The organism is Magnetospirillum sp. XM-1, assembly GCF_001511835.1.
Lineage (GTDB): Bacteria > Pseudomonadota > Alphaproteobacteria > Rhodospirillales > Magnetospirillaceae > Phaeospirillum.
This window is the reverse complement of the sequence record NZ_LN997848.1, coordinates 488,458-509,700: the sequence shown is the minus strand read 5'-3', so window position 1 is coordinate 509,700 and position 21,243 is coordinate 488,458. Positions and strand designations below refer to the sequence as shown.

Annotated in this window: 22 protein-coding genes; 18 read left to right on the top strand and 4 right to left on the bottom strand. The window is 67.6% G+C overall.

What is annotated here, in order from left to right; genetic code table 11:
- The first annotated feature begins 37 nt into the window (after nucleotides 1–37).
- From ahcY to XM1_RS02395, 13 genes are all read left to right on the top strand, one after another.
- On the top strand, nucleotides 38–1,438 hold the full coding sequence (gene ahcY, locus XM1_RS02455) for an adenosylhomocysteinase (RefSeq protein WP_068429170.1): 1,401 nt from the start codon (nucleotides 38–40) through the stop codon (nucleotides 1,436–1,438).
- Nucleotides 1,439–1,513: 75 nt separating this feature from the next.
- On the top strand, nucleotides 1,514–2,161 hold the full coding sequence (locus tag XM1_RS02450; protein WP_068429167.1) for a FecR domain-containing protein: 648 nt from the start codon (nucleotides 1,514–1,516) through the stop codon (nucleotides 2,159–2,161).
- Nucleotides 2,162–2,206: 45 nt separating this feature from the next.
- Complete coding sequence (locus tag XM1_RS02445; protein WP_068429165.1) at nucleotides 2,207–3,982, top strand: extracellular solute-binding protein; 1,776 nt, start codon at nucleotides 2,207–2,209, stop codon at nucleotides 3,980–3,982.
- Nucleotides 3,979–5,082, top strand: coding sequence for a microcin C ABC transporter permease YejB (locus XM1_RS02440; protein ID WP_068429162.1), 1,104 nt, complete (start codon nucleotides 3,979–3,981; stop codon nucleotides 5,080–5,082). Before XM1_RS02445 ends, XM1_RS02440 begins: the two co-directional genes overlap by 4 nt.
- Complete coding sequence (locus XM1_RS02435; protein WP_068429156.1) at nucleotides 5,079–6,107, top strand: ABC transporter permease; 1,029 nt, start codon at nucleotides 5,079–5,081, stop codon at nucleotides 6,105–6,107. The genes XM1_RS02440 and XM1_RS02435 overlap by 4 nt, the downstream gene beginning before the upstream one ends.
- Entirely contained in the window at nucleotides 6,107–7,708 is a 1,602-nt protein-coding gene (locus XM1_RS02430) for an ABC transporter ATP-binding protein (RefSeq protein ID WP_068429153.1), read from the top strand. Before XM1_RS02435 ends, XM1_RS02430 begins: the two co-directional genes overlap by 1 nt.
- A gap of 109 nt (nucleotides 7,709–7,817) precedes the next feature.
- On the top strand, nucleotides 7,818–8,708 hold the full coding sequence (locus XM1_RS02425; protein WP_068429151.1) for a DMT family transporter: 891 nt from the start codon (nucleotides 7,818–7,820) through the stop codon (nucleotides 8,706–8,708).
- A 123-nt stretch (nucleotides 8,709–8,831) separates the two neighbouring features.
- Complete coding sequence (gene rpmI / locus XM1_RS02420; RefSeq protein WP_009869561.1) at nucleotides 8,832–9,035, top strand: 50S ribosomal protein L35; 204 nt, start codon at nucleotides 8,832–8,834, stop codon at nucleotides 9,033–9,035.
- 3 nt (nucleotides 9,036–9,038) lie between these two features.
- A complete protein-coding gene (gene rplT, locus XM1_RS02415; protein ID WP_068429145.1) occupies nucleotides 9,039–9,395 on the top strand; it encodes a 50S ribosomal protein L20 in 357 nt (118 codons plus the stop codon).
- Nucleotides 9,396–9,480: 85 nt separating this feature from the next.
- The gene (pheS, locus tag XM1_RS02410) at nucleotides 9,481–10,557 is read left to right on the top strand and encodes a phenylalanine--tRNA ligase subunit alpha (RefSeq protein WP_068429142.1); all 1,077 of its coding nucleotides are present in this window, start codon (nucleotides 9,481–9,483) and stop codon (nucleotides 10,555–10,557) included.
- Complete coding sequence (gene pheT / locus XM1_RS02405) at nucleotides 10,554–12,950, top strand: phenylalanine--tRNA ligase subunit beta (protein ID WP_068429140.1); 2,397 nt, start codon at nucleotides 10,554–10,556, stop codon at nucleotides 12,948–12,950. Before pheS ends, pheT begins: the two co-directional genes overlap by 4 nt.
- 9 nt (nucleotides 12,951–12,959) lie before the next feature.
- Complete coding sequence (locus XM1_RS02400) at nucleotides 12,960–13,553, top strand: histidine phosphatase family protein (RefSeq protein WP_068429133.1); 594 nt, start codon at nucleotides 12,960–12,962, stop codon at nucleotides 13,551–13,553.
- Nucleotides 13,554–13,602: 49 nt separating this feature from the next.
- Nucleotides 13,603–14,049: a MarR family winged helix-turn-helix transcriptional regulator gene (locus XM1_RS02395; RefSeq protein WP_231920670.1), complete on the top strand. Its 447-nt coding sequence runs from the start codon at nucleotides 13,603–13,605 to the stop codon at nucleotides 14,047–14,049.
- A gap of 30 nt (nucleotides 14,050–14,079) precedes the next feature.
- Here XM1_RS02395 and XM1_RS02390 read toward each other — a convergent pair whose 3' ends face one another.
- Nucleotides 14,080–14,943, bottom strand: a complete 864-nt coding sequence (locus XM1_RS02390; protein WP_068429127.1) for a dienelactone hydrolase family protein — start codon at nucleotides 14,941–14,943, stop codon at nucleotides 14,080–14,082.
- Nucleotides 14,944–15,055: 112 nt separating this feature from the next.
- On the opposite strand from XM1_RS02390, the gene XM1_RS02385 reads away from it, so the two are divergent.
- The 5 genes from XM1_RS02385 to XM1_RS23820 all read left to right on the top strand — a co-directional run bounded on the left by XM1_RS02385 (nucleotide 15,056) and on the right by XM1_RS23820 (nucleotide 18,638).
- Nucleotides 15,056–15,352, top strand: coding sequence for a YggT family protein (locus XM1_RS02385; RefSeq protein WP_068429121.1), 297 nt, complete (start codon nucleotides 15,056–15,058; stop codon nucleotides 15,350–15,352).
- Nucleotides 15,349–15,675, top strand: a complete 327-nt coding sequence (locus XM1_RS02380; RefSeq protein ID WP_068429118.1) for a DUF167 family protein — start codon at nucleotides 15,349–15,351, stop codon at nucleotides 15,673–15,675. Before XM1_RS02385 ends, XM1_RS02380 begins: the two co-directional genes overlap by 4 nt.
- Nucleotides 15,668–16,555 (top strand): bifunctional methylenetetrahydrofolate dehydrogenase/methenyltetrahydrofolate cyclohydrolase FolD, encoded by an 888-nt coding sequence (gene folD / locus XM1_RS02375; RefSeq protein WP_068429115.1) that lies wholly within the window; start codon nucleotides 15,668–15,670, stop codon nucleotides 16,553–16,555. The genes XM1_RS02380 and folD overlap by 8 nt, the downstream gene beginning before the upstream one ends.
- 4 nt (nucleotides 16,556–16,559) lie before the next feature.
- Nucleotides 16,560–17,231 carry an NnrU family protein gene (locus XM1_RS23825; protein WP_068429111.1) on the top strand — a complete coding sequence of 224 codons (672 nt, stop codon included), beginning with the start codon at nucleotides 16,560–16,562 and terminating at the stop codon, nucleotides 17,229–17,231.
- A 63-nt stretch (nucleotides 17,232–17,294) separates the two neighbouring features.
- The gene (locus XM1_RS23820) at nucleotides 17,295–18,638 is read left to right on the top strand and encodes a TldD/PmbA family protein (protein ID WP_068429108.1); all 1,344 of its coding nucleotides are present in this window, start codon (nucleotides 17,295–17,297) and stop codon (nucleotides 18,636–18,638) included.
- Nucleotides 18,639–18,767: 129 nt separating this feature from the next.
- On the opposite strand, the gene panC is transcribed toward XM1_RS23820, so the two are convergent.
- From panC to XM1_RS02350, 3 genes are read right to left on the bottom strand one after another with little or no spacing between them, the layout of a single operon-like run.
- Nucleotides 18,768–19,622: a pantoate--beta-alanine ligase gene (panC, locus tag XM1_RS02360; protein WP_068429105.1), complete on the bottom strand. Its 855-nt coding sequence runs from the start codon at nucleotides 19,620–19,622 to the stop codon at nucleotides 18,768–18,770.
- Nucleotides 19,619–20,443, bottom strand: a complete 825-nt coding sequence (gene panB, locus XM1_RS02355; RefSeq protein ID WP_068429103.1) for a 3-methyl-2-oxobutanoate hydroxymethyltransferase — start codon at nucleotides 20,441–20,443, stop codon at nucleotides 19,619–19,621. Before panB ends, panC begins: the two co-directional genes overlap by 4 nt.
- A 45-nt stretch (nucleotides 20,444–20,488) precedes the next feature.
- A complete protein-coding gene (locus XM1_RS02350) occupies nucleotides 20,489–21,232 on the bottom strand; it encodes a helix-turn-helix domain-containing protein (protein ID WP_068429099.1) in 744 nt (247 codons plus the stop codon).
- Nucleotides 21,233–21,243: the final 11 nt, after the last annotated feature.

Sequence of the window (21,243 nt, the reverse complement as noted above, 5' to 3'; positions counted from 1 at the left end):
AGACCGCAGCTGAAAAACCATGTCTCAAGGGACCGCCATGACCGCCTTCACCGATTACAAGGTTGCCGACATTTCCCTGGCCGATTGGGGCCGCAAGGAGCTGGACATCGCCGAGAGCGAGATGCCCGGCCTGATGGCCACCCGCGAGGAATTCGGACCCTCGCAGCCGCTGAAGGGCGCGCGCATCGCCGGCAGCTTGCACATGACCATCCAGACCGGCGTGCTGATCGAGACGCTGAAGGCGCTGGGCGCCGACATCCGCTGGGCGTCGTGCAACATCTTCTCGACCCAGGACCACGCCGCCGCCGCCATCGCTAGCGCCGGCATCCCGGTGTTCGCCGTCAAGGGCGAGACCCTGGAAGAGTACTGGGACTACACCCACCGCATCTTCGAGTGGGCCGACGGCGGTTGCCCGAACATGATCCTGGACGACGGCGGCGACGCCACCTTGCTGATCCATCTGGGCATGCGCGCCGAGAAGGACATCTCGGTGCTGAACAACCCGACCTGCGAGGAAGAGGAAGTCCTGTTCGCCTCCATCAAGAAGAAGCTGGCGACCGACAAGACCTTCTACACCCGCAACGGCACCGCCATTAAGGGCGTGACCGAGGAGACCACCACCGGCGTCCACCGTCTCTACGAGATGGAGAAGAAGGGCACCCTGCTGTGGCCGGCCATCAACGTCAACGATTCGGTGACCAAGTCCAAGTTCGACAACAAGTACGGCTGCCGTGAATCGCTGGTCGACGGCATCCGCCGCGCCACCGACGTCATGCTGGCCGGCAAGGTCGCCGTGGTCGCCGGCTTCGGCGACGTGGGCAAGGGCTCGGCCGAGAGCTTGGCGTCCCAGGGCTGCCGCGTCATTGTCACCGAGATCGACCCCATCTGCGCCCTGCAGGCCTGCATGGAGGGCTACGAGGTCGCCACCATGGAAGAGGCGGCTCCGCGCGGCGACATCTTCGTCACCACCACCGGCAACGTGGACGTGATCACCGTCGATCACATGCGGGCCATGAAGGACCGCGCCATCGTCTGCAACATCGGCCACTTCGATTCCGAGATTCAGGTCGCCGGCCTGAAGAACTTCAAGTGGAACAACATCAAGCCGCAGGTGGACGAGATCCAGTTCCCGGGCGGCAACCGCATCCTGCTGCTGGCCGAGGGCCGTCTGGTCAACCTGGGCTGCGCCACCGGCCACCCCTCGTTCGTGATGAGCGCCTCGTTCACCAACCAGGTGATGGCCCAGATCGAGATCTTCACCAATCCCGGCAAGTACGAGAAGAAGGTCTACGTCCTGCCCAAGACCCTGGACGAGAAGGTGGCCAAGCTGCACCTCGCCAAGCTGGGCGCCACGCTGACCAAGCTGAACGCCAAGCAGTCCGATTATATCGGCGTCGCGGTCGAAGGCCCCTTCAAGCCGGAAACCTATCGGTATTAAGCTACGAATTCCGTAGACCGACGAAGCCCCCTTCCGGCGACGGGAGGGGGCTTTTTCTTGGGGAGATGCCGTCCGATGTGTACCTGCGGAAAATCCGGCCCAAGCCGCCGCCGCCTGCTGACCGGCATGGCGGCCCTGGCGGCCTTCGGTTCCTTGCGTCCGGCCTCGGCCATGACGCCCAAGGGCGGCAGCCTGCGCAGAAGCGACGGCGCGGTCCTGATCAACGGCAAGCCCGCCCAGACGGGCGGCGCCATCGCCGCCGGCGACACGGTGGCCGCCGGTCCGGGCAGCCAGGCGGTGTTCACGCTCGGCGACGACGCCTTCCTGCTGCGCGCCGACGGCGCGGTGACCGTCTCCGACGGCCCGGAAGGGCGCCGGATCGATCTGGAAAGCGGCCGGTTGCTGTCGGTGTTCGGCCCCAAGGTCATCACGCTGAAGACCCCCCACGCCAATGTGGGCATCCGCGGCACCGCCGCCTATCTGGAGGCCCGCCCGGCCGCCACCGACATCTGCGTCTGCTACGGCCACGCGATGCTGAGCCCCGACGCCGCCCCGGACAAGGCGGAGGAAGTGCGGACCCGCCACCACGACGCGCCGCGCCGCATCTTCGGCCCCGGCCGCCAGCCGGCCATCGAGCCCTTCATGGTCACCAACCACACCGACGAGGAACTGGTGATGCTGGAAGCCCTGGTGGGCCGGGTGCCGCCCTTCGTGACGAGGTAACCACCCCCTTGCCCTGGGACGCGCTTGGCCCCAAACTCTCGCCCCATGCGCGCCCTGTTGACCGTCCTCGCCCTGCTGTTCGCCGCCCCCGCCGGGGCCGAGACCGTGCATCCGGTGCATGGGCTGGCCATGCACGGCGCCCCCAAGTATGGGCCGGGCTTCCGGCACTTCGACTACGTCAACCCGGAGGCGCCCAAGGGCGGCGAGATCAGGCTGGCCGAGATCGGCGGCTGGGATTCGCTCAACCCCTTCATCGTCAAGGGCGACCCGCCGGCCGGGGCGGATCTTCCGTTCGAGACACTGATGGTCAGCTCGGCCGACGAGGCGTTTTCCGAATACGGCCTGATCGCCGAGACGGTCGAGGTGCCGGCCGACCGCTCGTGGGTGGTGTTCAACCTGCGGCCCAAGGCCCGCTGGCATGACGGCAAGCCCATCACCGCCGAGGACGTGGCGTTCTCGTTCGAGATCCTGAAGGCCAAGGGCCATCCCCGCTACCGCTTCTATTACGCCGCCGTGGACAAGGTCGACGTGCTGGGGCCGCGCCGGGTGCGCTTCTCGTTCAAGCCGGGCGACAATCGCGAGTTGCCCCTGATCGTCGGGCAGCTGCCCATTCTGCCCAAGCATTACTGGCAGGGCCGCGACTTCGCCGCCACCACGCTGGAGCCGCCGTTAGGCAGCGGTCCCTACAAGGTGGCCGGCTTCGAAACCCAGCGCACCATCACCTACGAGCGGGTGAAGGATTACTGGGGCGCCGACCTGCCGGTGAGGAAGGGCGAGCACAATTTCGACCGCATCCGCTATGACAGCTACCGCGACACCACCGTGGCGCTGGAGGCGTTCAAGGGTGGCGAATACGACTGGCGCTCCGAGAACGAGGCCAAGAAATGGGCCACCGCCTACGAGGATTGGGGCGCGCTGAAGGACGGGCGGGGCAAGAAGCAGGCCTTCGCCAACCAGCGCCCGGCCGGTATGCAGGGCTATGCCTTCAACCTGCGCCGCCCGCTGTTCGCCGACGCCAAAGTGCGCCAGGCGCTGGGGCTGGCCTTCGATTTCGAGTGGACCAACAAGACCCTGTTCTATGGGCAGTACAAGCGCACCGGTTCGTTCTTCGCCAACTCGGAGCTGGCCGCCACGGGCCTCCCCTCCGCCGCCGAGTTGAAGGTGCTGGAACCCTTGCGCGGGCAGGTCCCGCCCGAGGTGTTCACCGCCGAGTTCAAGCCCCCCGCCACCGACGGCGACGGCAACATCCGCCCCAACCTGCGCCTCGCCATGAAGCTGTTGGAAGAGGCCGGCTGGGACGTGGTGGACGGCAAGCTGATGAAGGACGGCAAGCCCTTCGCCTTCGAGATCCTGCTGGTCCAGCCGGCCTGGGAACGCATCACCCTGCCGTTTGCCCGCAATCTGGCCCGCCTCGGCATCGAGGCATCGGTGCGCACCGTCGACACCGCCCAGTACAAGAACCGCCTCGACCACTTCGATTTCGACATGGTGGTGCATGTCTGGGGCCAGTCCCAGTCGCCGGGCAACGAGCAGTTGGGCTATTGGGGGACCGAATCCGCCGACGAGGCGGGCGGCCAGAATCTGGCCGGCATCAAGAACCCGGCCATCGACGCCCTGGTCGAGCAGGTGATCGCCGCTCCCGACCGGGAATCCCTGGTGGCGCGGACCCGGGCGCTCGACCGGGTGCTGCTGTGGAACCATTACGTCATCCCGCAATGGCATCTGGGCCTCGACCGTGTCGTCTGGTGGGACAAGTTCGGCATGCCCGAGGTGATTCCGGCCAACGGAGTGCAGTTGATGACCTGGTGGGTGAAGAAATGATCGCCTACACGCTGCGCCGTCTGCTGCTGATCCCGCTCACCCTGTTCGGCATCATGCTGATCAACTTCACCGTGGTGCAGTTCGCCCCCGGCGGGCCGGTGGAGCTGATGATCTCCAAACTGCAGGGCAATGCGGTGGACGCCGCCGCCCGCGTCTCAGGCTCCGGTTCGGGCGAGACCGCCCCGGTCAAGGCCGCCCCCGCCCAGGGCAACCAGGGGGCCTATCGCGGAGCCCAGGGCCTGCCGCCCGACTTCATCAAGGAGATCGAGCGCCAGTTCGGCTTCGATAAGCCGGCGCACGAGCGCTTCTGGCTGATGATGGGCCAGTACGCCCGCTTCGATTTCGGCAAGAGCTTCTATCGCGACACCTCGGTGGTTGGTCTGGTGATCGAGAAGATGCCCACCTCCATCTCGCTGGGCCTGTGGAGCACGCTGATCATCTATCTGGTCTCCATTCCCTTAGGCATCGCCAAGGCGACGCGCGACGGCTCGCGCATGGACGTGGCGTCGTCCTGGGCGGTGATCATCGGCTATGCCGTGCCGGGCTTCCTGTTCGCCATCGCCCTGATCGTTCTGTTCGCCGGGGGAAAGTATTTTTCCTGGTTCCCGCTGCGCGGCCTCACCTCGCCCGGCCTCGAGGGCGCACCCTTCCTGGCCCGCGCCCTGGACTACTTCTGGCATCTGGCGCTCCCCGTAACCGCGCTGGTAGTTGGGGGATTCGCCGGCCTCACCATGCTGACCAAGAACTCGTTTCTGGAAGAGATCAACAAGCAGTACGTGGTCACCGCCAGGGCCAAGGGCCTGGGCGAGCGACAGGTGCTTTACGGCCACATCTTCAGGAACGCCATGCTGCTGATCGTCGCCGGCTTTCCCCGCGCTTTGGTCGGCATCCTCTTCACCGGCTCGGTGCTGGTCGAGATCATCTTCTCGCTGGACGGCATCGGCCTGTTGGGCTTCGAGGCGGTGAGCAACCGCGACTATCCCGTGATGTTCGGCACGCTCTACGCCTTCTCGCTGCTGGGCCTGGTGCTCAATCTGGTCAGCGACCTCACCTATCACTGGGTCGATCCCCGCATCGATTTCGAGGGGAGGGGAGGATGAGCCTGCGCCTGACGCCGCTGGACCGCCGCCGCCTCGACGCCTTTTGCCGCAACCGGCGGGGATTCTGGAGCCTGTGGATCTTCCTGGCCCTGTTCCTGGTGACGCTCGGCGCCGAACTGGTGGCCAACGACCGGCCGATCATGGTGCGCTATGACGGCGCGCTGTATTTCCCCATGGTCAAGGACTACCCCGAGGTGACCTTCGGCGGCGACTTCAAGACCTATGCCGATTACCGCGACGCCTACATCGTGGCCAAGATCGCCGAGAAGGGCTGGGCCCTGTGGCCGCCGGTTCCCTATGATTACCGCGCCATCAACTATGATCCGCTGGTCAAGCATCCCTCGCCGCCGTCGCCCAGGAACTGGCTGGGCACCGACGACCAGGGGCGCGACGTGCTGGCCCGGCTGATCTATGGGCTTCGCCTGTCCATCTGCTTCGGGCTGGCGCTGACCCTGGTGTCCACGGTGATCGGCGTGGCGGCGGGCGCGGTGCAGGGCTATTTCGGCGGCAAGGTGGATCTGGCCTTCCAGCGCTTCCTGGAGATCTGGGGCGGGCTGCCGGAACTGCTGATCCTGATCATCATCGCCTCGATCATCAAGCCGGGCTTCTGGACCCTGCTGCTGGTCCTGGTGCTGTTCTCGTGGACCAATCTGGTGGGGGTGGTCCGCGCCGAGTTCCTGCGCGCGCGCAACTTCGACTATGTGCGCGCCGCCAGGACGCTGGGCATGAGCGATGCCCGCATCATGGTCCGCCACGTCTTGCCCAACGCCATGGTGGCCACCGTGACCTTCATGCCGTTCATCCTGAATTCCTCCATCGTGTCGCTGACCGCGCTCGATTTCCTGGGCCTGGGCCTGCCGCCCGGCTCGGCCTCGCTGGGCGATTTGCTGCGCCAGGGCAAGGAGAACCTGCAGGCCCCCTGGCTGGGCCTGACCGGCTTCGTGGTGGTCGCTTGCCTGCTGTCGCTGCTGGTCTTCGTCGGCGAAGCGGTGCGCGACGCCTTTGATCCAAGGAAGACGACCTGATGAGTGAAAACGCCCCTCTCCTCGTCGTTGACGATCTGGCGGTCAATTTCGGCGCCAATCAGGCGGTCAAGGGCGTGTCCTTCACCCTTGCCAAGGGCGAGACTTTGGCCCTGGTGGGCGAAAGCGGCTCGGGCAAGTCGGTGACGGCGCTGTCCATCCTGCAATTGCTGCCCTATCCCCGCGCCTCGCACCCTAAGGGCTCCATCCGCCTGGACGGGACCGAGCTGGTGGGCGCGCCGGAGCCGGCATTGCGCAAGGTGCGCGGCGGCCGCATCGCCATGGTATTCCAGGAGCCCATGACCTCGCTCAACCCGTTGCACTCCATCGAACGGCAGGTGGGCGAGGTGCTGGAGCTGCATCTCGGCCTCAAGGTCGACGCCTTGCGGACCCGGGTGGTGGAACTGCTGACCCTGGTGGGCATTCCCGATGCGGAAAAGCGCCTGTCCGCCCTGCCCCACGAGTTGTCGGGCGGCCAGCGGCAAAGGGTGATGATCGCCATGGCGCTGGCCGGCGAGCCCGACATCCTCATCGCCGACGAGCCGACCACGGCGCTCGACGTCACCATCCAGGCCCAGATCCTGGCGCTGTTGAAGGATCTGCAGGCCCGGCTTGGCATGGCGCTGCTGTTCATCACCCACGATCTCGGCATCGTGCGTAAGATGGCCGACCGGGTCTCGGTCATGAACGGGGGCGAGATCGTCGAGGCCGGCCCCCTGCCCCAGGTGTTCGACGCCCCCCAACACCCCTACACCCAACGCCTGCTGGCCGCCGAGCCCAAGGGCAAGCCCCACCGGGCGGGCGACGGCGAGCCGGTGGTGATGGCGGCCCGCGACCTCAAGGTGTGGTTTCCCTTGAAGGCCGGAATCTGGCGCAAGACCGTCGGCCACGTCAAGGCGGTGGACGGCATCAGCCTGGAGTTGAAGCGCGGCCACACCATCGGCGTGGTGGGGGAATCGGGGTCGGGCAAGACCACGCTGGGCCTCGCTTTGCTGCGCCTGCTGGACTCGGACGGCGATATCGCCTTCGCCGGCACCCGGATCGATTCCATGAGCGCCGGCGAGTTGCGCCCGCTGCGCCGCCAGATGCAGATGGTGTTCCAGGACCCCTACGGCTCGCTGTCGCCCCGCATGTCGGTGGGCGACATCGTCGGCGAGGGTCTCGAGGTGCACGAGCCCGCCATGCCGAAATCCGAGCGCGACCGCCTGATCGCGGCCGCGCTCGATGAGGTGGGCCTCGACCCCGCCACCCGGGACCGCTACCCCCACGAATTCTCCGGCGGCCAGCGCCAGCGCATCGCCATCGCCCGCGCCCTGGTCCTGAAACCCAAATTCATCGTCCTGGACGAGCCCACCAGCGCGCTGGACGTCTCGGTCCAGGCCCAGATCGTCGACCTTTTGCGCGATCTCCAGGCCCGGCATTCCCTGGCCTATCTGTTCATCAGCCACGACCTGCGGGTGGTGCGCGCGCTCGCCGACGACCTGATCGTCATGAAGGACGGCAAGGTGGTGGAAGCCGGCCGGGCCGTGGACCTGTTCAAGGCACCCCAGACCGCCTATACCCGCGCCCTGATGGCGGCGGCCTTCGATCTGGAGGTGGCATGAGCGACGGGCGGCTCTGGCCGCCCGGAGTTGGCGCGTTGAGCGCGCGCGCCTTATGGCGCGAAAGCCAAGCCCTGCCGCAGGCGGGGCGCCCGGCGATTGAGGGACTAAAATGAATCAACGCCATACCCATCTCGACGCCCTGGCCATGACCCTGATGGTGGGCTTGTGCGCGCTGTGGGGCCTCAATCAGGTGGCGGCCAAGGTGGCCAATGCCGGCATCTCGCCGGTCTTGCAGGCCGGCTTGCGCTCGGGCGGCTCCGCCCTGCTGCTGGTGGGGTGGAGCCGGATGCGCGGCGTGCGCCTGTTCCAGCCCGACGGGTCGGGCAAGGCGGGCCTGGCCGCCGGCCTGCTGTTCGGCCTGGAATTCGCCCTGATCTACTGGGGCCTGGAATACACCCCGGCGTCGCGGGCCGTGGTGTTCCTTTATACCGCCCCCTTCGTGGTGGCCCTGGGGCTGCATTGGCTGGTCCCGGCCGAACGCCTGACCCGCAATCAGGTCCTGGGCCTCCTGTGCGCCTTCGGCGGCATCGTGCTGGCCTTCGGCGACAGCCTGTCGCTGCCCGACCGCCGCCAGCTGATCGGCGACCTGATGCTGCTGGCCTCGGCGGTGATGTGGGGGGCGACCACCGTGCTGGTGCGCACGTCCCGCCTGTCGAGCATCAGCCCCAACAAGACCCTGCTGTACCAGCTGGGGGTATCGGCGCTGGTGCTGCCGCCCGCCTCGGTCCTGCTGGGCGAGAAAGGCATCATCGGCGAGCCCTCCGCCCTGGTCTGGGCCTCGCTGGCCGGGCAGATCGTCATCGTCGCCTTCGCCTCCTACCTGACGTGGTTCTGGCTGATTTCGCGCTACCCCGCCACCCGGCTGTCGGCCTTCTCGTTCCTCACCCCCCTGTTCGGCATGATGTTCGGCGCCTTGCTGCTGGGCGAACGGCTGACCTGGGGCCTCGGCGGCGCCATGATCCTGGTGGCGGCGGGCATTTGGCTGGTGAACCGGAAATGATTCCATCCGCTTGCAATCATGGATCGCCCAAGCTATAAGCGTCCCCTTCCTGAGCGGACAAGGCTGTTAGGGCTGCCTTGCCGTTCCTCGTCGCTGAACCATTCAGACTAAGGATAAGCGCAAATGCCCAAGATGAAGACCAAGAGCTCCGCCAAGAAGCGGTTCAAGCTCACCGGCACCGGCAAGGTGAAGGGCAACGTGGCGTTCAAGCGTCACTGCCTCTCGGCGAAGTCCCAGAAGATGAAGCGCCAGGCGCGCGGCACCTTCATGCTGTTCAAGACGGACAGCGACAACGTCAAGAAGTACTTCCTGCCGAACGGAGGCTGATAAATGGCTCGCGTCAAGCGGGGCGTCACCACGCACGCCCGTCACAAGAAGATTCTCAAGCTCGCCAAGGGCTATCGCGGCCGGTCCAGCACCTGCTTCCGCGTTGCGATCCAAAAGGTCGAGAAGGCGCTCCGGTACGCCTACCGCGACCGCCGCGCCAAGAAGCGTAATTTCCGCGCCCTGTGGATTCAGCGCATCAACGCCGGCGCCCGTGCCAACGGCCTGCCGTACTCGCGTTTCATGGACGGCCTGAAGAAGGCCGGTATCGCGCTCGACCGCAAGGTGCTGTCCGATATCGCCATCCGCGAGCCCGATGCGTTTAAGTCGCTGGTGGAAAAGGCTCAGGCCGCCCTCCGGTAGGACTTCCCGCCGGGAAGCTAATGTGTTGGAGAGGGGCCGGCCCGATCGGGGCGGCCCCTTTTCCTGTCTTTGGGGAACGAGAGACATGCAGGACCTCGACAAACTCCGCGCGCAAGCCCTGGCCGATGTGGCCGCCGCCGCCACGCTCGAGCAGCTGGACGCCGCCCGCGTCGCGGCACTGGGCAAGAAGGGCGCCGTCACCGGCCTGATGAAGACTCTGGGCGCCATGGGCCCCGACGAGCGCAAGGCCGCAGGCGCGGCGCTGAACGCCGCCCGCGACGAGATCGAGGCGGCGCTCTCCGCCGCCAAGGCCAGCCTGGAGGCCAAGGCCCTGGACGAGCGCCTGGCGCGTGAACGCCTGGACGTCACCCTGCCGGCCCGGCCCGAATCCCTGGGGCGCATCCACCCCATCTCCCAGGTCATGGACGAGATGGCCGCCATCTTCGCCCAGATGGGCTTCGACGTGGCGGAAGGCCCGGACATCGAGGACGACTTCCACAATTTCAACGCGCTGAACATCCCCCCTGAGCATCCGGCGCGCCAGATGCACGACACATTCTATTTCGGCGAGAAGGCCGATGGCGGCCGCCACCTGCTGCGCACCCACACCAGCCCGGTGCAGATCCGCACCATGGTGGCCAACAAGCCCCCCATCCGCATCATCGCCCCGGGCCGCACCTATCGCTGCGACTCGGACATGACCCACACCCCGATGTTCCATCAGATCGAGGGTCTGGTCATCGACGAGATCACCCATATGGGCCACCTCAAGGGCTGCCTGCTGGAATTCGTCCGCGCCTTCTTCGAGGTGGACGACGTGCCGGTGCGGTTCCGTCCCAGCTTCTTCCCCTTCACCGAACCCTCGGCCGAGGTGGACATCGGCTGTTCGCGCGAAGGCGGCGAGCTGAAGATCGGCCCCGGCGCCGGCTGGCTGGAAATCGGCGGCTCGGGCATGGTCCATCCCAACGTGCTCAGGAATTGCGGCATCGACCCCGACCGCTACCAGGGCTTCGCCTTCGGCATGGGCGTCGAGCGCATGGCCATGCTGAAATACGGCATCCCCGATCTGCGCACCTTCTTCGATTCCGATCTCCGGTGGCTGAAGCATTACGGCTTCGTGCCCTTGGACGTTCCCACGCTGGCGGGAGGGCTGACCCGATGAAGTTCACGCTGGACTGGCTCCGGACCCATCTCGACACCACCGCCACTCTGGCCGAGATCGAAGTGGGCCTCACCGCCATCGGCCTCGAGGTCGAAGGAATCGACGATCCCTCCAAGCACCTGGGCGGCTTCGTGGTCGGCCATATTCTCGAGGCCGAGAAGCACCCCGACGCCGACAAGCTGAAGCTGTGCAAGGTGGACAGCGGCGCAGGGATTCTGCAGGTGGTGTGCGGCGCCCCCAACGCGCGCGCCGGCCTCAAGGTCATCCTGGCCCAGCCGGGCACCTATATCCCCATCACCGGCGAATTGCTGAAGAAGGGCAAGGTCCGGGGCGTGGAAAGCCAGGGCATGATGTGCTCGTGGCGCGAGCTGAAGCTGGGCGAGGACCACGAGGGCATCGCCGAGCTGGACGCGTCCGTCTCGGTCGGCGCCAAGCTGCTCGACATCATGAGCTTCGATCCCATGATCGAGATCTCGGTCACCCCCAACCGGGTCGACTGCCTGGGCGTGCGCGGCATCGCCCGCGATCTCGCCGCCTTCGGGCTGGGCAATCTCAAGCCGCTCAAGGTCGAGCCGGTGCCCGGTTCCTTCAAGAGCCCCATCGGCGTGCGCCTGGAATTCAGCCCCGAGACCGCCGACGCCTGCCCGCTGTTCGCCGGCCGCCTGATCCGGGGCGTCAGGAACGGCGATTCCCCGCAATGGCTGAAGGACCGCCTCACCGCCGTGGGCTTGCGTCCCATCTCGGCCCTGGTGGACATCACCAATTTCTTCGCCTACGACCTGTGCCGCCCGCTGCACGTCTTCGACGCCGCCAAGGTCAAGGGCGATATCCGCGCCCGGCTGGCGAAGGACGGCGAGACCCTGGCCGGCCTCAACGGCAAGACCTACACGCTGGATGCGGGCATGACGGTCATCGCCGACGAGAACGGCCCCGAGGCCCTGGCCGGCATCCTGGGCGGCGAGCATTCGGGCTGCACCGAATCCACCACCCAGGTCTTCCTGGAAGCCGCCTATTTCGATCCCATCCGCACCGCCGCCACGGGGCGCAAGCTGGACGTCCTCTCCGACGCCCGCTTCCGCTTCGAGCGCGGCGTCGATCCGGCCTTCGTGGTCGCCTCCATGGAACTGGCCACCCGCATGATCCTCGATCTGTGCGGCGGCGAGGCCTCGGAAGCGGTGATCGCCGGCACCGAGCCCGACTGGCAGAAGTCCATCGTGCTGCGCCCCAACCGCGTCTTCGAACTGGGCGGCGTCGAGGTCCCGGTCAGCCGCATGGAGACCATCCTCAACGATCTGGGCTGCGCCGTGGCCGAGCATGCCGACGGCCTGCTGGTCAATCCGCCGTCCTGGCGCGGCGACATCGCCGCCGAGCATGATCTGGTGGAGGAGGTCATCCGCATCAACGGCTACGACAACATCCCCGCCACCCCCATGCCGCGCCCGGCCATGCCCAAGCCCGTGCTGACGCCGGGCCAGCGCCGGTCCGGCTGGGTGCGCCGCCAGCTGGCGACGCGCGGGCTGGTGGAGACGGTGACCTGGTCGTTCCTGCCCGAGGCCCAGGCCGTGATGTTCGGTGGCGGCGCCCCGGAGATGCATCTGGCCAATCCCATCTCGTCGGACCTCGACGTCATGCGTCCCTCGGTGCTGCCCAATCTGGTGACGGCGGCGGGCCGCAACGCCGACCGCGGCATGAAGGATCTGGGCCTGTTCGAGCTGGGGCCGCAATTCGACGGCCCCGAGCCGGGCCAGCAGCGTCTGGTGGCCGCCGGCATCCGTGCCGGACGAGCGCGCGGCCGCCATTGGGCCGAGCCGGCGCGTGCCGTGGACGCCTTCGACGCCAAGGCCGACATCCTGGCCGCCGTGGCGGCCGCCGGGGCCAATCCCGACAGCTTGCAGGTGGTGGCCGAGGCCCCCGCCTGGTACCACCCCGGCCGCTCCGGCGCGCTGAAGCTGGGCAACAAGCCGGTGGGCTTCTTCGGCGAGATCCATCCCGGCATCCTGGGCCAGCTCGACGTCAAGGGACCGGTGGTCGGATTCGAGCTGTTCCTGGAAGCCCTGCCGCCGCAAAAGGCCAAGGCCACCAAGGCCAAGCCGCTGCTCAAGGCCTCGGCCCTGCAGCCCTTGGACCGCGACTTCGCCTTCACCCTGGATTCGGGCGTGGCGGCCGATGCGGTGGTGCGCGCCGCGAAGAACGCCGACAAGGCGCTGATCTCCGACGTGGCGGTGTTCGACCTCTACGAGGGCGACAAGATGGCCGCCGGCAAGAAGTCGCTGGCCATCACCGTGACGTTGCAGCCCAGCGACAAGACGCTGACCGACGAGGAGATCGAGGCGGTGGGCGCGAAGATCGTCGCGGCGGTGGCCAAGGCCACCGGCGGCGAGCTTCGGGGCTGACCAAAGGCGGTGCCGACCATCATCCTGGTCCGCCACGGGGAAACCCGCTGGAACCGCGAGGGCCGCGTCCAGGGCCACGGCGATTCGCCGCTGACGCCTGAGGGCGCGGCCCAGGCGCGGGCCTACGGACTGCGCCTGCGCGACATTCTCGGTGACCGGGGACAATGGCGGGTGGTGTCCAGCCCGCTGGGACGCTGCGTCCAGACCACCGGCATCCTGTGCGAGGTGGCCGACCTGGACTTCCGCGCCATCACCTTCGACCAGCGCCTGCGCGAGGTTCATACCGGCCAATGGTCGGGCCTTCCCAAGGCCGAACTGGCGGCCAAACATCCCGGCATGATGGACAACGAGGGCCTGGATCACTGGGTGTTCCGCTGCCCCGGCGGCGAAAGCCACCAGGCGGTGACGGCCCGGCTCGGCGACTGGCTGGCCGACTTGCAGCCCGGCGACAAGGTGGTGGCGGTCAGCCACGGCATCGCCGGGCGGGTGCTGCGCGGCCTCTATTCGGGTGACGACCCCGACCGGGCCATGCGCGGCGATTCGCCCCAGGATGCTTTGTTCCTTATGTCAAAAGGGTGCATCGAACGAATTAGCGTTCAATAACCTCTCGCTCCGTTGCGCCGCACAAATGCCCGTGCGATGATGAACTATGATGGATGGTAACACTCGGTTACGCTTCTCGGCCCGCGCGGCCGCCGAGGCCATGGCGCAGATCGTGCGGCTGGCCAACGGGGCGGCTTTCGCCGGCGGCCTGAACCCCGCCCAGTGGAGCGCCTTGCGCTATCTCTCCGACGCGGTCCCCGAATCCCGCACCGTCACCGCCTTCGCCCATTACCACGCCACCACCAGCGGCACCGCCAGCCAGACGGTGGCCGCCCTGGTGCGCAAGGGATTGGTGGATCGTCTGCCCGAACCGGGCGACCGCCGCCGCAACCGCCTGGAACTCACCTCGGCGGGCCATGAATTGCTGCACGACGATCCCCTGGGCGGCATCGCCGCCGCCATCGCCGCCCAACCGGCCGAGGTGCAGGCCGCCCTCGTCCTGGGTCTCGACGCGACGCTGCGCACCCTGATCCAGCCCGGAAACGGGCGGGGCTGAGACCCGCCCGCCCTTAATTCCCGTCCTCGATCACACCCCGTTGGCCTTGAACCAGGCCAGGGCCTTGGCCCAACCGTCCTTGGCCGGCGCCTCGCGGTAGGAGGGGCGGTAATCGGCGTGGAAGGCGTGCGGCGCGTCCGGGAAGACCACGATGTCCACCTTGACCCGCGCCGGCTTGACCGCCGCCCTCATCTTCTCGACGCTGTCCTGGGGAATGCCCTGGTCGGCGCCGCCGTAAAGACCCAACACCGGCGCCATCAGGCCGGCGGCCACATCGATCGGCTGCTTCGGCGTTTCGGGCGTGGGGTTGCCCACCAGCCTGCCGTACCAGGCCACCGCCGCCTTCAGTTTCGGGTTATGGGCGGCGTACAGCCAGACGGCGCGCCCGCCCCAGCAGAAGCCGGTGACGCCCAGCCTGTCCGCATCGCCGCCATTGGCCGCCGCCCAGGCGGCGGCGGCGTCCAGGTCCGAGATCACCTGGGCGTCGGGCACCCGCGCCACGATGGAGGACAAGATGGTGGGGATGTCGGTCAGCACCGAAGGATCGCCCTGGCGGAAATACAGTTCCGGCGCGATGGCCAGATAGCCCAGCTTGGCGAAGCGGCGGCAGACGTCGCGGATATGCTCGTGAACGCCGAAGATCTCCTGAATCACCAGAATAGTGGGAAACGGCCCCTTGCCCGCCGGCATGGCGGCATAGGCCGGCATGGGATGGCCGCCCGGGGTGGGGATCATCACCGCGCCGGCGGACAGGCCTTGCACGTCGGTGCTGATGGCCCCGGCCGCGGCGGGACTGACCGCCAGGGCGTAGCCGGTGGCCAGCACGGCGGCCGACACGAAGCCGCGTCGCGTCATGTCGGCGTTGGGCATCAGGCTCTTGACGTCGTCGTTCATGCTTACCCCTCCCTGAATAGAGTCCTTCCAAGATGGCATCGCCAGCCTTGCGCGACAAGGCCGCCTTGGATAGGTTTGGGCGCCATTGGAACCGCCCGCGCAGGTGCCGCCCATGCATGTGATCCTGAATACGCTGATCGAAGTCATTCTGATCGCGCTGAACCTGTACTGGTACGTCATCCTGGCGTCGGTGATCGTCAGCTGGCTGGTCGCCTTCGGGGTGATCAACACCTACAACTCGGCGGTCCGCACCATCCTGGACGTGATCTACCGCCTGACCGAACCGGCGCTGCGGCCGCTTCGCCGCGTCCTGCCCGATTTCGGCAATGTGGACCTGTCGCCCATCGCGCTGTGGCTGATCCTGTATTTCATCATCCGGGTGCTGGAGCAGGTGCGGTTCAGCCTTTGAGCCGCTCGCCCTTCACCCCTTGCGCCGGCGGCCTGAAGGTCGCCTTGCGCCTCACCCCCAAGGCGTCGCGCGACCGCATCATGGGTCCGGCGGACGAGGCGGACGGTTCGGTGGTACTGAAGGCGCAAGTGACCACGGTGCCCGAGGACGGCAAGGCCAACGCGGCGCTGTTGAAGCTTTTGTCCAAGGCTTGGAAGATCCCCAAGTCGGACATGGACATCGTCCTGGGCGCCACCGACCGGCGCAAGGTGATCATGATTTCCGGCGATTCCGAGGATCTGCGGCATCGCCTCGACGAGTGGATGGCAAGCAACCATGACTGACGCGAAGCTGATCGACGGCAACCTGTTTTCCGGCAAACTGCGCGAGACCATCGCCGCCCGCGTGGCCGAGATGAAGGAAAAGCACCGCATCACCCCCGGCCTCGCGGTGGTGCTGGTGGGCGAGGACCCGGCCAGCCAGGTCTATGTGCGCACCAAGGGCAAGCGCACGCTGGAAGCCGGCATGAACTCATTCGAGCACAAGCTGCCCGCCGACACGCCGGAAGACGCGCTGCTGCTCCTGATCGAAAGCCTGAACAAGGACCCGGCGGTCCACGGCATCCTGGTGCAGCTGCCGGTGCCGAAGCACATCGACACCCAGAAGGTGATCGAGGCCATCGACCCGGCCAAGGACGTGGACGGCTTCCATCCCGTCAACGTGGGCCGGCTGGCGGCGGGCATGGACGCCATGGTGCCCTGCACCCCCTTGGGCTCGCTGCTGCTGCTGAAGGACAATCTGGGCAAGCTGGGCGGCCTGGACGCCGTGGTGATCGGGCGCTCCAACATCGTCGGCAAGCCCATGGCCCAGCTGCTGATCAAGGAAAGCTGCACCGTCACGATCGCCCATTCCCAGACCAAGGACCTTCCTGACGTGGTGCGCCGCGCCGACATCGTCGTCGCCGCCGTGGGACGGCCCGAGATGGTCAAGGGCGACTGGATCAAGCCGGGCGCCACGGTGATCGATGTCGGCATCAACCGCATCGATCTGCCCGACGGCAAGACCAGGCTGGTGGGCGACGTGGACTTCGCCTCGGCGGTCAAGGTGGCGGGCGCCATCACTCCCGTTCCCGGCGGCGTCGGCCCCATGACCATCGCCTGCCTGCTCAGGAACACGGTGGTGGCCTGCGCCCGCCTGCACAACCTGCCCGAGGTGGAGTTCTAGCACCATGAGCCTGACCGGCGAGGTGGGCCATCTCATCCTGTCGGTGGCGGCATTCCTGGGGGCGCATTCGCTGTCCAACTGGAAGCCGGTGCGCGGGCCGATCGAGGCGAGGTACGGCCGCGCCGTCTTCTATGCCGGCTATTCGGTGGTCTCCACCATCCTGCTGGTCTGGGTGATCGCCGCCGCGCTTGCCTCCCCCACCGTTGTGGTGTGGGAGCAGCAGCCCTGGATGCGCTGGGTTCCCCCCCTGGCCATGCCCGCCGCGTGCCTGTTCTGGGTGCTGGGCCTGACCCAAAAGAACCCCTTCTCCATCGGCCCCGGCGGGGCGGGCTATGACCCGGCGCGGCCGGGCGTCGTGCGCCTGACGCGCCATCCCATCATCTGGGGATTGGGCATCTGGAGCGCCGCCCACATCGTGCCCAACGGCCATCTGGCCGGATTGCTGCTGTTCGTGCCCCTGTTCCTGCTGTGCCTGGTGGGGCCGCGCATTCTCGACGCCAAGCGCCGCAAATCCTTGGGCGAGGACCGCTGGCGGGAGATGGACGGACAAGCGGTGTTCGGCGCCCGCGCCCTGCTGGCCGAACTGGGCTGGGTCCGCATCCTGGGCGGGCTGGCGCTCTATCCCGTGCTGCTGTGGCTGCATCCCATGGTGATCGGGCTGTCGCCCCTGCCCTGATCCCCCCTTTACGCCGCTCCGGAATCAAGGCAGCCTGAATGCCCCCTTTTCGGAGCCGCCGCCATGTCCGGGATTGCCCCCCTCGATCTGCTGAGTGATCTGGTCGCCGACGCCCGCAAGGCCGGAGCCGAGGCCGCCGACGCCGTACTGATCGATTCCGCCTCGCTGTCGGTGGGATTGCGGCTTGGCGCGCTGGAGCGCCTCGAGCGGGCCGAATCCGGCGACGTCGGCCTGCGCGTGCTGATCGGCAAGCGCCAGGCCTTCGTCTCATCCTCGGACCGCTCGAAGGCCGCCCTGGCCGAACTGGTGGAACGCGCCGTGGCCATGGCGCGCTCGATCCCCGAGGACCCCTATTGCGGCCTGGCCGAGCCGGCCGAACTGGCCCGCGACTTTCCCGATCTCGACGTCTGCGACCCCGGGGAGCCTTCGGCGGAAAAGCTGATCGACATGGTGCGCGCCGCCGAGGATTCCGCCCGCTCGGTGACCGGCGTCACCAATTCCGAGGGCGCCGAGGCCGGCTGGGGCCGCTCGGGCGTCGCCATCGTCGCCTCCAACGGCTTTGCCCATTCCTATGCCGTGACCTCGTCGTCGCTGTCGGTGTCGGTGCTGGCCGGCACCAACGAACAGGGCATGGAGCGCGACTACGACTATTCCTCGGCGGTGTTCCTGGCCGACCTGCGGGAAGCCGAGGAAATCGGCTTCGAGGCGGGCCGCCGCGCCGTCCGCCGCTTAGGAGCCCGCAAGGTGGCGACCAAACAGGTGCCGGTGATCTTCGACCCCCGCGTGGCGCGCGGCCTGGTGTCCAGCCTAGCCGGAGCCATCAACGGCGCCGGGGTGGCGCGCGGCACCAGCTTCCTCAAGGACAAGCTGGGCCAGGCCATCTTCGCCCGCGGCGTGCGCGTGGTGGACGATCCCCACCGCCGGCGCGGCCTGCGCTCGCGCCCCTGCGACGGCGAGGGCATCGCCACCCAAACACGGGCCATCGTCGAGGACGGGGTGCTGACCACCTGGCTGCTGGATCTGCGCTCGGCCCGCCAACTGGGCATGCGCTCCACCGGCCACGCCAGCCGGGGCACCTCGTCGCCGCCCTCGCCGTCGGCCAGCAACTTCTATCTGGAAGCCGGCCACATCACGCCGGGCGAGATGATCCACGACATCTCGGAAGGCTTCTACGTCACCGACCTGTCGGGCCAGGGAGTCAACGGCGTCACCGGCGATTACTCGCGCGGGGCCTCGGGCTTCTGGATCAAGGGCGGCGAGCTGGTCTTCCCGGTCAACGAGGTGACGGTGGCGGGGAATCTCAAGGACATGTTCCTCAACCTCACCCCGGCCAGCGACCTCAGCTTGCGCCACGGCATCGACGCGCCGACCTGCCGCATCGACGGGCTGATGGTGGCGGGGCGGTAGAGCCTGGAGGGAGCCCCCCTCCACCCGTCATGGCCGGGCTTGACCCGGCCATCCATAGACCCCCGGATCAAGTCCGGGGGTGACGGTGAGGGAAGTGGGGTTCAGCCTAAGTCGGACAAACTTAGGCCCTTAAGGCTCCACCCCGATATTGTCGATCAGACGGGTGGCGCCCAGGCGGGCGGCGGCCAGGATGCGCAGGGGGCGGTCCAAGGTCTCGGCCGGGGCCAGCGAGGCGGCGTCCCGGACCTCGATGTAATCCACCGAATCGAAGCCGGCCTTCAGCAGGCCCGAGGCCGCCATGGGGCAGAGGTCCGAGGCCTTGGCCCCGGCGCGAAGGCCGTCGGCCACGCCGGTCAGCGCGCGGATCAGCCAGGGGGCGACGGCCCGCTGTTCGGGCGTCATGTAGGCGTTGCGCGACGACATGGCCAGGCCGTCGTCTTCCCGCAGCGTCGGCACGCCCTCGATGCGCACCGGAATATCCAGGTCGCGGGCGAAGCGGCGGATCACCGCCAGCTGCTGGTAGTCCTTCTCGCCGAACAGGGCGACGTCGGGCAGGCATTGCAGCAGCAGCTTGGTCACCACCGTGGCGACGCCGGCGAAATGGCCGGGGCGCACCGCGCCGCATAAGCCCTCCGACACGCCGGTGACACTGACCGTGGTGGCGAAGCCGTCGGGGTACATCTCGGGCACCGTGGGGGCGAACAGCACATGGCAGCCGGCCGAGGAGAGCGCGGCGGCGTCCTTCTCCTCCTGGCGGGGATAGCGGGCAAAATCCTCGTTGGGGCCGAACTGGGTGGGATTGACGAACACCGAGGCGACACAGCGGTCGGCCAGTTCCAGCCCGCGCCGCACCAGCGACAGATGGCCGTCATGCAGCGCCCCCATGGTGGGCACCAGGGCGACGGACAGCTTGGCGTCGCGCCAGTCGCCCACCTGGGCGCGCAAGGCCGCGACGGAGCGGACAATAACGACGGGAGCGCTCATTTCTTCGCCACCCCGAAGCAATGTTCCGGACCGGGGAAGGTGCGGGCCTTGACCTCGGCGGCGTAATCCTCGGCCGCCTTGGTGATGATGGGGCGCAGGTCGGCGTAGCGCTTGACGAATTTGGGGGTGAAGTCGTCGAACAGCCCGACCAGGTCGTCGATCACCAGCACCTGGCCGTCGCAGGCGGCGGACGCGCCGATGCCGATGGTGGGAATGCTGATTTCCGCCGAAAGGGCCTTGGCCACCGGCTCCACCGTGCCCTCGACCACCACCGAGAAGGCGCCGGCCTCGGTGATGGCGCGGGCGTCGGCGCGGATGGCCTCGGCCTCCGCATCCAGGCGGCCCTGGGCGCGGAAGCCGCCGGCGGCGTGCACCGCCTGGGGCTTCAGGCCGATATGGGCCATCACCGGAATGCCCCGGTCCACCAGAAAGCGGATGGTCTCGGCCAGTTCGCGGCCGCCTTCCAGCTTGACGGCGGCGCAGCCCGTTTCGGCCATCACCCGGGCGCAGTTGCGGAAGGCCTGCTCCTTGCTTTCCTGGTAGGAGCCGAACGGCATGTCCACCACCACGCAGGCCTTCGACGACGAGCGCACCACGGCGGCGCCATGGTTGATCATCATGTCCAGCGTCACGCCCAGGGTGGTCTCCATGCCGTAGACCACCATGCCGAGCGAATCACCCACCAGCAGGATGTCGCAGACGGGATCGAGCAGCCGGGCGATGGGCGCGGTATAGGCGGTCAGCACCACCAGCGGCTCGGCCCCCTTGCGGGCGCGGATGTCGCGCGTGGTGATGCGTTTGATCCTGACTTCGGTGCTCACCGGAGGGCCTCTTTCGCTTTGGGACGCTGATGGATAGATGGGGGCTCAGGCGCCTTCGGCCAGCTCTCTGAGCGCGTCCCAGTCATTGACGATGCAATGACCCGACGCCGGCAACCCGATGATGCCGTCGCGCTTGAGCTGGGTGAAGGTGCGGCTGACCGTCTCGATGGTCAGGCCGAGATAATCGGCGATGTCGGCGCGGCTCATGGGCAGCGCCACCGGGCTGGCCGAGCCGCCCGCCTGGGTCGAGCGCTGGGACAGGCGCAGCAGGAAGGTGGCGACCTTTTCGCGCGCCGTCTTGCGGCCCAGCAGCAGCATCTGGTCCTGGGCCGACACCAGGTCCTTGACCGCCATGGTGAACATGCGGCGCTCCAGCCGCGGAATCTCGCTGATCAGGCTGTCCAGCTTGCGATGGGTGAAGCGGCACAGATGGGTCGGCGTGATGGTCTCGGCCGTGTAGCAATAGCCGCCGTCGATGCCCAACCCGAACAGGTCGCCCGAGAACAGGAAGCCGATGATCTGGCGCCGTCCGTCGGGCATCAGCTTGTACAGCTTCACCGCGCCGTTGGAGATGGAATAGACGTTGTCCACCTCGTCGCCTTCGCGGAACACCGTGAAATTGGCGGGCAGCGCCGCGTGGCAGCGCACGGTGGCCAGGCGCTTGACCTCGTCGTGGGACAGGTCGGCGCAGAAGGCGATCTCGCGCACGATGTCGCAGTTGCGGCACTGGGGCGAGCGCAGATCGGCGATGTGCGGCGTCTTGTGGGCGTCGTAATCAAGGGGCGGCATGTGCAGGCTAC